General features: G+C 28.5%; 11 protein-coding genes and 1 other annotated feature. Of the genes, 2 read left to right on the plus strand and 9 right to left on the minus strand.

What is annotated here, in order from left to right; all coding sequences use genetic code 11:
- Nucleotides 1–30 precede the first annotated feature (30 nt).
- The 5 genes from KPL37_RS14200 to KPL37_RS14220 all read right to left on the minus strand — a co-directional run bounded on the left by KPL37_RS14200 (nt 31) and on the right by KPL37_RS14220 (nt 6,266).
- Nucleotides 31–861 (minus strand): hypothetical protein, encoded by an 831-nt coding sequence (locus KPL37_RS14200; protein ID WP_216150406.1) that lies wholly within the window; start codon nt 859–861, stop codon nt 31–33.
- A gap of 448 nt (nt 862–1,309) precedes the next feature.
- A complete protein-coding gene (locus KPL37_RS14205; RefSeq protein ID WP_216150407.1) occupies nt 1,310–2,026 on the minus strand; it encodes a 16S rRNA pseudouridine(516) synthase in 717 nt (238 codons plus the stop codon).
- Between the two features lie 139 nt (nt 2,027–2,165).
- On the minus strand, nt 2,166–4,172 hold the full coding sequence (locus tag KPL37_RS14210) for a triple tyrosine motif-containing protein (protein WP_216150409.1): 2,007 nt from the start codon (nt 4,170–4,172) through the stop codon (nt 2,166–2,168).
- Nucleotides 4,173–4,457: 285 nt separating this feature from the next.
- Nucleotides 4,458–4,898 (minus strand): YaiI/YqxD family protein, encoded by a 441-nt coding sequence (locus KPL37_RS14215; RefSeq protein WP_216150412.1) that lies wholly within the window; start codon nt 4,896–4,898, stop codon nt 4,458–4,460.
- A gap of 18 nt (nt 4,899–4,916) precedes the next feature.
- Nucleotides 4,917–6,266, minus strand: coding sequence for a glucose-6-phosphate isomerase (locus KPL37_RS14220; protein WP_216150414.1), 1,350 nt, complete (start codon nt 6,264–6,266; stop codon nt 4,917–4,919).
- Nucleotides 6,267–6,543: 277 nt separating this feature from the next.
- Here KPL37_RS14220 and KPL37_RS14225 point away from each other — a divergent pair, with 277 nt between their 5' ends.
- On the plus strand, nt 6,544–7,824 hold the full coding sequence (locus KPL37_RS14225) for a glycosyl hydrolase family 18 protein (RefSeq protein WP_216150415.1): 1,281 nt from the start codon (nt 6,544–6,546) through the stop codon (nt 7,822–7,824).
- Nucleotides 7,825–7,887: 63 nt separating this feature from the next.
- Here the strand turns inward: KPL37_RS14225 and KPL37_RS14230 are convergent, their stop codons facing one another.
- From KPL37_RS14230 to KPL37_RS14240, 3 genes are all read right to left on the minus strand, one after another.
- Nucleotides 7,888–8,070 carry a hypothetical protein gene (locus KPL37_RS14230; protein ID WP_216150418.1) on the minus strand — a complete coding sequence of 61 codons (183 nt, stop codon included), beginning with the start codon at nt 8,068–8,070 and terminating at the stop codon, nt 7,888–7,890.
- A 332-nt stretch (nt 8,071–8,402) separates the two neighbouring features.
- Nucleotides 8,403–9,425: a DUF1646 family protein gene (locus KPL37_RS14235; RefSeq protein ID WP_216150420.1), complete on the minus strand. Its 1,023-nt coding sequence runs from the start codon at nt 9,423–9,425 to the stop codon at nt 8,403–8,405.
- A gap of 226 nt (nt 9,426–9,651) precedes the next feature.
- Nucleotides 9,652–10,674, minus strand: coding sequence for a DUF1646 family protein (locus tag KPL37_RS14240; RefSeq protein ID WP_216150422.1), 1,023 nt, complete (start codon nt 10,672–10,674; stop codon nt 9,652–9,654).
- A gap of 151 nt (nt 10,675–10,825) precedes the next feature.
- Nucleotides 10,826–10,879: a sequence feature (sodium ion sensor (DUF1646 type); this cis-regulatory element may regulate processes involved in with the transportation of sodium ions), on the minus strand.
- Nucleotides 10,880–11,135: 256 nt separating this feature from the next.
- Here KPL37_RS14240 and KPL37_RS14245 point away from each other — a divergent pair.
- Nucleotides 11,136–12,068 (plus strand): DUF475 domain-containing protein, encoded by a 933-nt coding sequence (locus tag KPL37_RS14245; RefSeq protein WP_216150424.1) that lies wholly within the window; start codon nt 11,136–11,138, stop codon nt 12,066–12,068.
- A gap of 146 nt (nt 12,069–12,214) precedes the next feature.
- Here the strand turns inward: KPL37_RS14245 and KPL37_RS14250 are convergent, their stop codons facing one another.
- Nucleotides 12,215–12,718: a hypothetical protein gene (locus KPL37_RS14250; RefSeq protein WP_216150426.1), complete on the minus strand. Its 504-nt coding sequence runs from the start codon at nt 12,716–12,718 to the stop codon at nt 12,215–12,217.
- Nucleotides 12,719–12,772 lie beyond the last annotated feature (54 nt).

Consider the following 12,772-nt stretch of genomic DNA (forward strand, 5'->3'; position numbering starts at 1 on the left):
GCCTTAGAATAATTAATTTTATTCTCATCTTTAAATAGTCTCAGGCAGTTGAATCTTTAGTAAATTCGTTTCGTAGTTGCATTTAACACAAGCATTTCCTTGTGTAACTGTTTTAAGTCCTTGAAGCTCTATAGTTTTATGCCTAGCTTTATAGAAGTCTTCTTTCCATGCAAAATGCTCGTTATATAATGTATGCCGAGCTTTAAATAGTCTCTTAGTACCAAAACATGATTTTACTGCCCTTGTATTAAGTCTTGCAAGTTTTTGTTTTTGATAACCTATACCACGCTTAATCATATTCAGTTTATTAGTTAATCTGCTAATTTTTTTTATAACAAGAGCATGCTCAAAATCATATATATTATATATAATTGATTTATTTTTATAATTAGCCTCAACAAAAATCTTATCATCTGACATATAAAAATAATATGGTCTATAATACTTAAATTTAGGGAGGCTTTTACTATTTTTAATAGCCTTAGATATATCGATAATATGAATATGAATTTTACTCCAAAATTTAATTTTATTAATTAAATCTTTAACAGATTTCTCTCTATGGTTAATGTTCTTCTTTAAATCATCTATGTACATTTTGTTTAATTCAACATTAGAAGATTTATTCCATTTAGCTTCACAAACAGCATAGTTTGTATAATAAGTATTAAGATTAAACATATTTTTAATAGTTAAATGAATACTCTGGGAAAGATCTTTCTCATGATTGTAAACAAGAATTGAATAAGCTTTAATTTTAGCTTCATTACCAATATACAGTATATTCGATAGATTGTTGAGATTTTCAAAGCTAAGCTTATCTTTATATATTCTTGTAGAAGAATTAGTTTCTATTCTCAAAATATTCACCCTCTTTTTTTATAACTTCTACTATATATTATGCCGTAATAGATCCTATAATATTAAGTTATATAAAAATAATTTAAAAGCGGAATTCATCTCCATCTACAGAGAACGGAGTCTTCTTTTGCAAATAAAGATAAAAAATGCCCTCATTAAATAGTTATATTTAATGAGAGCGTTTTGTCGAAATACAATATATTAAAACTTTTTCACAAAAATCGACTTTTTTTTACAAAATAAAGCAGCCCTTGGGGTTGGGCTGCTTTATAATAAATAAAAAGGGGGCTATTTATCTCTCTATTTATCTTTGCACCTTAATTATATTAAATTTCACTAATGTTTGCAAGTGTTTTCCACTAATTTCATTATAAATAATTTGTAAAACGAATATATACTATTCATAATTCGTTCATTTTTGTCGCATATTATAATATTTCTAATTAAATTATACTTGTTTCAATAAATCTATCTCATCTTCCGACAATTCTCTACAATTGCCTTCAACTAGATCTTTATCTAATTTTAATGGACCAAAACTAACTCTTCTTAAAAACATAACATTCTTATTTACACTCTCAAACATTCTTTTTACTTGATGAAATTTGCCTTCTTGAATAGTAACCATTACCTCTGATCCATTTTCATTTGCAGTTAACACTTCTAATTCCGCTGGCATACATTTATATCCGTCGTCTATTACAATACCCTTCTTAAATGCATTTATGTCACTTGCATCTATAAATTTATTTATTTCTGCATAATATACTTTATCAACATGGTTCTTGGGTGCAATTAATTTATGATTTAATTCACCATCATTAGTAATTAAAAGTAGTCCTACTGTATCTTTATCTAGTCTTCCAATAGGAAATGGTTTAAATGCACGGTACTGCTCATCTATTAGATCAATTACAGTCTCATCATTTCTATCTACAGTAGCTGAAACTACACCTGAAGGCTTATTCATAACTAAATATATATATTTTCTATAGTTAATTTCATCACCTGATACCTTTATTACACACTTTTCTGGATCTACTTTCATAGCACTATCAGTTGCTATTACTCCATCAACCTCTACTTTTTTCTTCTTTAATAATGCCTTTACTTCTTTTCTTGTTCCATGACCTAAGTTTGACAATATCTTGTCTATTCTGTCCATCAGCATTCATCTCCTCATGTAGTTATTTAGATTTTATTTACCCCTCTCATAGGTCGATGTTAATCATCCCCTGTGGAGCTGTATAATTAGTATAAAGTATTTTAATTATAAAAAAACAGCTTTAAAAGCTGTTTTAAATTTATTCTTTAACTTCAAACTCTATTATATCATAGTCTTCATACGAAATACTCTTATAGAAGCTTTTTGACAATACTAACATTCTGTATATTCCTTTTAATAAAGGCATAAAGCAATAATCATCTTTTTTGCTAAACTTTTGAATTAAGCTCCAGTTCCCTTTTTTCATAAGATAAAACTCATATATAACATCTTTCCCACCTATACTTTGTGACTTAAATATTATAGTTTCATTAATTGTAAAATTTTCATTTTCACATAAAATCTTTGTATCAGTTACAGGAAGTATTGTATGAACTTCTATTTTTACCTCTTTTCTACTATCATATGCACTTGTACTTAATTTGTTTTTTGCAAGTATTTCTATTACATAACTACCGCTACATTTAGGCTTAAGCTCATAATTTTTATATTCTATAAAACTTGTTTGTTCAACTACTTTACCGTCTATTTTTAAAACATAATTTATTAATGTATCTCTTGTATTTTCTACTATTACTTGCACATAAATTGTATCTCCTACCATATAATATTTGTTTTTAGCCATTAGAACATAATCTATTTTAGCTGGTATACATTCTAATGCCTTAATATATATAATTTTATTAACATCAAATTCGCTCTTTGAATATTTATCTTTTACTCTTACCTCCAGTTTAAAATTTCCACTCTCTTCTGGAGTAAAGTCTACAAAATCATGTACCCCGAATTCTATTTTTTCTGTCTCTTTCTCATCCTTAAAAACTACAAAACTGTATCTTAGAGAATTTCCTCCTATTGCTTTTACTATTAAATGAATTCGGTCACCTATTAGCACAGTCCCTTTCTTATCTATTATTATATCCTCGATACTCACGTTTTCTTTGCACTTATCTTCAATTTTAAAGTTCAGGGATTTCTTTTGTTCATATTCCCCACTAAAAGATACATCCTTTACCCATAATGTTACTTCATATTCTCCCTCTTCTTTGGGTGTCCATATATAAAAATTTTCATTTTTATAAGCAGTATTTTTAGGGCATCTCCCTTTTATGTTAAATTTATACAATAGTTCTGTCCCACCTCTAGCAACACACTTTAGAATAATAGGAGTATCACATAACTGCGGCGAACTCAAATCGCTAGTAAAACTATGTATATTTATTTCCTCATATGGATTCACATTATAATAAATTAATGCTCTATCATCAAACTCCTTAAGCGAAAACATGTCCTTCGCCATACATAATAACTTATAATCCCCCTTATTTTTTTCAACATAACTAACTAACTTCTTAGTTGAATAGTCTTGTATACAGCTTCTATTTCCCTTAAAATCTATTTTCACAAATTTATATAAGACCATTCTATTGTCCTCATACTTTGACTCAACCTCAAAAACTATCTCCTTGCCTTCTAATATACTCTCAGTTAAACATTTAAAGCTCAGAATTTCTAAAGATTGTATGGCTTGTACATTAAATTGTATCTTCATGGAATCGTCAAACATGTTTTCAGAATTTAGATTCTTGCATTCTACCAAAAACTCTTTTTCTCCAGAGTATTTCGAAGTCCATGTCATTATATTTTCCGGTGAATAATCAGCTATAAGTTGCCAATCATCTTTTTCATGTACCCAATATCTATACATAATGGGTACCATAATTGTTTCTACTGTTAAAGTAATTTTTTCGCCTACCATTATTTCCATCTTATCTATATAAATATCATTAATTAGCTTGATGCATGCCTCACCAACTATATAATCCGTCTTTGACATAAAATCAAAAGGCTTATTACTTTCTTTTCTCTTAGCTTGTACCATTATGGAGTACTTACCGTCAACTTCTGGTTTCCAATTGGCAACACTTTCTCCACTTGATTTTTTTAAAGTAGTCCACGTTCCCTCGAGACCTACTAGAAATTTGTAATCTAAATTATTTTCTAATTCATTTTCAACACTGATTTCAATTTCTTTATATTCTTGCTTGGCGTTATCTAAACTAAACAATATATTCATTTCATTCATTTAAATTTACCTACCTTTATAAATAAGCATTTAATAAAAAAACATTATCATAAAATTTATCTCTATAATAATATATTATACTATAATTCCATTATATGTAACAGTATATATTTAAATTTTTTTCTCTTATTTATAAACATAAACTTTCTTAATAATCCCTGTTTTATAAGTTTCATAGCTTATTTTATATCACATTTGTTACTATAAAATAAATAAAAATAGCTAGCAACTTTCGTTGCTAGCTATTTTTAATGTTTAAAATGTAAGACACAAATTGCCTTAATATTATTGATTATCTTTTAGAATAAGTTTAATTAAGTTGTTATAAAGCTTGTCATCATCTTCACTTGTTCGCTTTTTAGGACCAAAGGTTTTACCACCACTCCGCCTTAATTTACCAGACAAATGCCTCTCAAACAATAGTTTATCAATATTATTATTATCATATATATGCCCCTTAGGTCCAATAGCATAGGAGCCTTTAGCTAAAACCATAGCAGCTACTCCAAAATCTTGAGTAATTATTATATCATTTAGCTTTGCCTCATTAGCTACTTTCATGTCAACAGTTTGAAACCCGCTATCTACATATCTTATTGAGGCGTAATCACTACTAAGTACATGATTAATATCACAAAACATAATGAGCTCTATAGAGTTATCTTTAGCAGCCTTTTCTATTAGATGTTTACCAGGGCATCCATCTGCATCTACAATAATTCTCATATAATTTGTCTCATTTCTTTAAAGTCTTTTTTCAAGTTCTGCTTTGATATCTTCATACCCTACTTTTCCAAGAAGAGCAAACATGTTTTTCTTATATGCTTCAACTCCTGGTTGATCAAAAGGATTCACGCCTGATAAGTATCCACTTATTGCTAAAGCCTTTTCAAAGAAGTAGATCATATGTCCGAAATTATATGCACTTAAAGTCGGTACGTTTAAAATAATATTAGGTACATCTCCATCATTATGAGCAAGTACCGTTCCCTCAAAAGCTTTTTTATTAACAAAATCCATAGTTTTACCTGCTAAAAAGTTTAATCCATCTAGATCTCCACTTTCCTCATTAACTACAACTTCTCTTCTTGGCTTTTCAACATTAATAACTGTTTCAAATATATTTCTTACACCTTCTTGAATATATTGTCCCATAGAATGCAAATCTGTAGAGAAGTTAACGGATGCTGGGAATATTCCCTTTTGGTCTTTTCCTTCACTTTCACCACAAAGTTGTTTCCACCACTCACCAAAGTATTGAAGTGCTGGCTCATAGTTTACTAAAATTTCTGTAACCTTTCCTTTCCTATATAATGCGTTTCTAGCTGCTGCATATTTGTAACAATCGTTTTTATTTATATCGTCGTCATTATATACTTCTCTTGCATCTGCCGCACCCTTCATCATCTCATCAATATTAATTCCTGCTGCCGCTATTGGTAGAAGTCCCACTGCTGTAAGTACTGAGAATCTTCCTCCTATATCATCTGGAATTACAAACGTTTCATAACCCGCTACATTTGCTGATTTTTTTAGAGCTCCACGAGCCTTATCAGTAGTCGCAAAAATTCTTTCTTTTGCTCCTTCTTTTCCGTATTTCTTCTCTAATAAGCCTTTAAAAATTCTAAAAGCAATAGCCGGCTCTGTTGTAGTTCCAGATTTTGATATTACATTTATAGAAAAATCTTTTCCTTCTATAACATCAATTAAATCTGCCATATATGTAGAACTTATATTATTTCCAGCAAAGAATACTAAAGGAGATTTTCTTTTATCGCTTGATAAACTATTATGAAAGCTGTGACATAATGTTTCTATAGCTGCTCTAGCTCCTAAATATGATCCACCTATTCCAATTACTATTAAAATTTCAGAATTACCTTTTATTTTTTCTGCTGCTTTTTTAATTCTTGCGAATTCAGTTTTATCATAATTTACAGGAAGGTCTATCCATCCTAAAAAATCATTTCCAGCACCTGTTTTTTCTGCTAGCATTTTATGTGCAGTAGACACCATTGGTTGAAAATAAGAGATTTCATGTTCTTTTAAATATGGAACTGTTTTACTTAAATCTAAAGATAAGATTTTTTTCATTAATATTCCTCCTTATTTATAGATGATACAAAATAATTATTATATTATTTAATCTTTTTATTGAGCTATTTAAAATAAAATTATTAGCTACTTTATATGATATCATTTCGCTAAAACAACATATAATAATTTTAGTTTATTCAAGGAAATAAATCAAGTTTTTAAATAAAATTTAGTTTTTTTTACATTTTTTTCTTAATAAATATAAATATATCAAGTACCTACTTGTGTTAGTCCGCATATACTAAATTATATTACTATATGAGGTGTGATTTTTTTGATTATTCATGTTGTTAAAAACGGAGAAAACTTATATGGGATTTCAAAATTATATGGAGTTTCATACAATAAAATTGCTGATGATAATGAACTTACAAACCCAAATGAACTTGTGGTAGGCCAAACACTTGTAATATTACAAGGTACTCGTAAACACAGAATTCTTCCTGGCCAATCACTTTATGGCATAGCTAAAGCCTATGGCACAACTATTGCAAATTTATACGCTGCAAATCCTATCCTTAATAGTTCTATTATAATTTACCCTGGTCAGATTATTAATATACCACCATCAATACAAAAATTAGGTTCTATTGAAGTTAATGCTTATGCTCTTCCCAGTACAGATATGGACGTTCTAAAAAAAACTCTTCCTAACTTAACATATTTAAGTATATTTAGTTACCAAGTGCAACCTAACGGAACACTAAAAGGCATAAATGACGTCCCTTTAATTGAGGCTGCTAGAAAAGCTAACGTAGCTCCTATGATGGTTATTACAAATCTAAAAGAGGGTGGTGGCTTTGATAGTAACCTTGCACATACCATACTCACAAATCAAACCGTACAAAATGAATTGTTTAGGAACATCCTTACTATATTAAAAGATAAAAATTATTATGGTTTAGATATAGATTTAGAATACATCTTTCCAGAAGATAGAGAAAACTATAATGCATTTCTGCGAAGATCTGTAACCAATCTAAAAGTTCTAGGCTATCCTGTTACCACAGCCCTAGCCCCTAAGCCCTCTGGTGATATAAAAGGATTACTATATGAAGCTCATGATTACCCTGTTCATGGAGCTCTCACAAGCCATGTTATACTGATGACTTATGAATGGGGGTATACAGCTGGCCCACCACTTGCAGTTTCTCCAATTAACGAAGTTAAAAAAATCCTTGATTATGCTGTAACCGTAATACCAAATAAAAAGATTTTTATGGGAATACCTAATTATGGTTATAATTGGACACTTCCTTATGTAAAAGGTACTAGAGCAACGGCACTTGGCAATGTAGAAGCAGTAGATCTTGCACGAAAAGTATTTGCCTCTATAAAATATGACTATACTTCCCAGGCTCCATTTTTTAATTACTATGACGCTAACAAAAAAGAACATGTAGTTTGGTTTGAAGATGCCAGAAGCATGAATGCTAAGCTTACGACCGCTGCGAAATACAACCTAGGCGGAGTAAGTTATTGGACAATAGGCAAATATTTCCCTCAAGCGTGGTTAGTTCAAAATTCACTTTTTAATATTAGAAAATTACTTTAATGAGATAACAAAAGGGTATGATAAATTACTAATTTATCATACCCTTTTGTTATAAAAACTATTTTATATAACTCTTTCATCTAATAAATCTAAATCTCTAAAATGTTGTTTTAAATTCATCTTAAAATTATCATCTATATCAATTTTATCTTCTTTTTTATAATCATCAATTTTTTCAAAAACTTTACTTTTATTTATATATTTACATATAGCTATACTTAACTTAACATTTTTTATATTATTCATACATACCATCCTCCGATAAAATAATTTTTACATAAAATCTATCTTATGAATTTATTATACACTAAATTACATCAAACGACAAATTATTTAATTGTTTTTTATAACACATTTATAAATTCGACATTATTTGAAAAAATCAAATTTTAATCACCTATTTATATATATTTAAGTTAATAACACTCACATATTGTTAACACTCCACCTTATAAAATTAGTTATAATTTGAGCACTAAAATTCAGATAAACTATTAACAGAAAACTTGTATTTAATTAAAAAAAACAGATGAGAATATTTATTCTCATCTGTTTTTTTAAAAAAATTATTCAATATTTTATATTACAAATAACACAACATAATATATGCCCATCATAACAAGTCCTAATGGAACTCCTAATTTAATCCATTCACTACTTGTAATTTTTAATTTACCAGCAGAAATAATATTAGGTATATTACCTGGAATCATCATTCCTCCACTAATAAGCAATCCGATAAGTACAGCTTCAACTTGTACTTGTGACATTTTAACACTTATTTCTGCAGCTGCAAGTGTTGCATTATCTAATACTGCTGAAGACATATTAACCCAATATAAATAATGATAATCTAAAGTTATTATATATTTATCAATTATTGGTTTAAATCCTTCACCAAGTAATTCTAAGGCTATAATAAATAGGAAAATTTTAATTGCTCTTATAAGAATTAATTTATTTGTTTCATCTTCAAGTTCTTCATCATCATTCATTGTTTTAGTTTTGTCTAGAGAAGCATACAACGCTCCAATAATACCAAGTATTAATATACCAGGTATAATATAAATACCAACTCTATGTAAAAGATCCCAAAATCCTAAACCAAGTTTAGAAACTACGATCGTGGATAATGGCTCTCCTATTGGCGTTAATATTGACCCAATACCAATTGAAAAACAAGCAATTATATTAATATTTATTTTATTTTTTCTATTAACCGGAAGTATACTAACTATTTCTACTAATAGAAGGGCCGCTATAATTGCTGTTATTACACTTGATAAAAGCCCTATAATTACTACTAATAAAAACACAAAAATCCTTAATGGAATACGATTTAAGACATGCTCTAGTCCTATTTTTATTGGGTTATTGAGTGCTTTGAATAAAAATCCACCTATTAATACAGCAAAGGCTATAAAATACATGAATTTATTTTGTGCAATACTAAGTAAAAATGTTTTGTTTAATACACCTGAAGTAATAGAAGCTAATAATCCTATAGTAAATAAAAAAACTTCTAGATTACCTTCTACTTTTTTTGATATAAGTGGTAACACGAATGTTATTACTAAAAGAATAATTAATATAAAAAGCATTATTATCACGTCCTTTGTTAAAAGTTATAATGAATCAAACATTAGCTTGTCCACCCGTTAAAATATTATATAAAATTATACCATAAAATTTATATTAATTCAATTTTTACCACATATAACCAGCCGAACAATAGCCTATCTAAAGGGTTTTAATATAAATTTAACCATCCATTTGTGCTAATATATATATTAGCACAAATGGATGGTCTTTTTAAATACAAAAACACTAAACTACAAATAAAATAACATAATATATAAGCATAATAGAAATTCCGATTGGAGCTCCTACCTTAATCCACTCTTTACTTGTAATTTTTAATTTACCAGCAGAAATAATATTGGGTATATTACCTGGAATCATTATTCCTCCACTAACAAGTAATCCGATTAACACAGCCCTAATTTGTTCTGGTGACATTTTAACGCTTATTTCAGCTGCTGCAAGTGTTGCATTATCTAATACTGCTGAGGACATGTTAACCCAATACAAATAACGGGTATCAAGTGGTAATATATAAGCCTCAATTATTGGTTTAAATCCTTCTCCAAGTAATTCCAATGCAATAATGAATAGGAAAATTTTAATTGCCCTTATAATGATTAATTTGTTTGTTTCGCCTATAACAGTTTCTTCATTGTTATCTGCTTTACTATCTTCTTTTGATCCATAAGCCGCTCCCATAATTCCAAGTATTATTATACCAGGAATAATATAAATACCAAGTTGATCTAAAAGCGACCAAAAATTAAGTCCAAGCCTAGAAACTACAATCGTAGATAACGGCTCCCCTATTGGAGTTAATATTGCACCTAGGCCAATTGAAAAACAAGCAATTATATTGATATTTATCTTATTTTTCCTGCTAATTGGGAGTATACTAACTATTTCTACTAATAGAAGGGCAGCTATAATTGCTGTTATTATACTTGACAAAAGCCCTATAATTACTATTAATAAAAATATAAAAATTCTTAATGGAATACGTTTTAAAACATGTTCTAATGCTTTGTTTATATGAGTAGTTAATGTTTTGAATAAAAATCCACCTATTAACACAGCAAAGGCTATAAAATACATGAATTTATTTTGAGCAATACCGAGTAAAAACGTTTTATTTATTACACCCGAAGTAACAGCTGCTAATACTCCAATAGTAAAAAGAAAAATTTCAAGATTTGCTTCTACTTTTTTCGATACAATTGGTAATATAAAAGTTATTGCTAAAAGAAAAATTAGTATATAAATCATAATTATCACATCCTCTTTGTTATTGTAAATTATATTGAATTAAGTCCAAATTATTATTGTTTTTTTCTCCTTCCAAAATTAGTGATATGTAATAGAATGTATTTTAAACATTATTAAAACAAAAAATAATAGGGTGGTAAACTCAAATAAGAGTTTCCCACCCTAGAAACAAATTTCTTGGAATCAAACGTTTGTTTGTCCAACCGATAAAAATATTATAATTAAACTATATCATAAATTTTATATTAACTCAACAGTATTTCATGCAAAAACTCATACTATTATATTAAGTTAAACTATACTGCTCTTACTCATTAAAAAGCTATATTATAATTAATTAAATTTTAGCATTGTATAATATGTTTCTTTAAACGAAAGAATAGTGTTGAAAGAATATGCATCAATAGTTTATAATACATAAGTATAAACAACTATTTAATTCTGAAAGGAGTTTTGTGTAAATGGGATTTATGTCCATACTATTTATTATAATAGGTCTATGTGTATTCGAAATAGTGTCCAGCATCGATAATGCTGTAATAAATGCAGAGGTTCTTGGAACCATGTCTGAAAAAGCAAAGAAATGGTTTCTGTTCTATGGTATATTGTTTGCAGTATTTATCGTAAGAGGCATGTTGCCATGGATTATAGTCTGGGTAACTAATCCAGGACTCGGTCCCATAGGAGCTCTTACTGCCACATTTTCAAATGATCCACACATAAAAGAATCATTTGAACTCTCCACACCTATTCTGATGCTTGGAGGAGGAGTATTTTTATTATTCCTATTTCTTCATTGGCTATTTATTGAAGACAAGCACTTCGGACTTCCAGGTGAGGAATTCTTTGTTAAACACGGTGCATGGTTTTATGCAATAGTTTCCGTGATTTTAGTTGTAATTGTTGCATTAGCTTTGAAACATAATTCAGTATTGGCACTCTCTGCTGTAATCGGATCTTCTGCATTTTTTATTACTGACGGATTTAAAAAGAACGCAGAATCAAATGAGCAACAATTGTTAAGTAATACAAGTGGAATGTCTGATATCAGTAAGATATTATATTTAGAAATAATTGATATGACTTTCTCCATTGATGGTGTATTGGGTGCTTTTGCATTTACAACCTCAGTACCACTAATAATTTTGGGAAATGGTTTAGGAGCAATTGTTGTAAGGCAACTAACCATGGGTAATATAGAAAATATTAAAAAGTATATTTTTCTTAAAAATGGAGCAATGTATTCAATCCTATGTCTAGGTGTAGTGATGATACTTGAAGGATTTAAAATAGAAATACCAGAATATATTACTCCTTTAGTCACAATATTAATAATATTATTCTTTTTCTTTAAATCAAAAATTTATGCTAAAAACAATGTTATATCTGAATAGAAAAACATTTAAAACTCATATTTTTAACCTAAAATGTATTAGAAGCAGGAATCTTTTCTGCTCCTAATTAACTCATAGAACTCAAATCTCATAAACCTTAATTAATATTACATAAAATTATTTTTCATCTAATACAAGAATGTTATTTATAAGTTAACTGCATTATCTATATATTTAGAAAATAACTCTCCCTTGCTTCTAAATTTATCTTCATTAACTATTTTACAATCTTCCCTTAGCGTTACCTCCGGATTTCTTAAAATTAACTCTATGTTTCTTCCGTGCCTATTGATTAAACTATTGTAATTATCTTTTACATATTCTAACGAATACAACATATCACTAATGTCACAATTACCCTTTAAAACTTTTTTCCTTAAGTCCATTCCAAAATCATCTTCTATACATAAATTACCTGCGAAATACTCCTTATTCTCCCTACACCAGAGATCCTCATTTTTCAATGAGACATCATCTTTTAAAACGCTAATTGGTATTTCTAATAATATCCTCACTTCATTTGAAGTGAGCTCCCCTACTGAATATCTTATTTCGTCAATTATGGTTGCTACTGTAATTAAATTAAAATCACCTGTTCTAAATTTATTACCTACTTTTAAAAATCTATTTCTTAAACTTAACTTATTCATAAATTCTCACCCCCATAATTTATATTCAAAGTACAAAAGTTTTATAACCTTAAT

Source organism: Clostridium frigoris, assembly GCF_018861865.1.
GTDB classification, from domain to species: domain Bacteria; phylum Bacillota; class Clostridia; order Clostridiales; family Clostridiaceae; genus Clostridium_AD; species Clostridium_AD frigoris.

Excerpts from the sequence above, each read along its gene's own strand:
- KPL37_RS14205 (WP_216150407.1), bottom strand. The coding sequence starts at position 2,026 with ATGGACAGAATAGACAAGATATTGTCAAACTTAGGTCATGGAACAAGA.
- KPL37_RS14210 (WP_216150409.1), bottom strand. The coding sequence starts at position 4,172 with ATGAATGAAATGAATATATTGTTTAGTTTAGATAACGCCAAGCAAGAA.
- KPL37_RS14215 (WP_216150412.1), bottom strand. The coding sequence starts at position 4,898 with ATGAGAATTATTGTAGATGCAGATGGATGCCCTGGTAAACATCTAATA.
- KPL37_RS14220 (WP_216150414.1), bottom strand. The coding sequence starts at position 6,266 with ATGAAAAAAATCTTATCTTTAGATTTAAGTAAAACAGTTCCATATTTA.
- KPL37_RS14230 (WP_216150418.1), bottom strand. The coding sequence starts at position 8,070 with ATGAATAATATAAAAAATGTTAAGTTAAGTATAGCTATATGTAAATAT.
- KPL37_RS14235 (WP_216150420.1), bottom strand. The coding sequence starts at position 9,425 with ATGCTTTTTATATTAATTATTCTTTTAGTAATAACATTCGTGTTACCA.
- KPL37_RS14240 (WP_216150422.1), bottom strand. The coding sequence starts at position 10,674 with ATGATTTATATACTAATTTTTCTTTTAGCAATAACTTTTATATTACCA.
- KPL37_RS14245 (WP_216150424.1), top strand. The coding sequence starts at position 11,136 with ATGGGATTTATGTCCATACTATTTATTATAATAGGTCTATGTGTATTC.
- KPL37_RS14250 (WP_216150426.1), bottom strand. The coding sequence starts at position 12,718 with ATGAATAAGTTAAGTTTAAGAAATAGATTTTTAAAAGTAGGTAATAAA.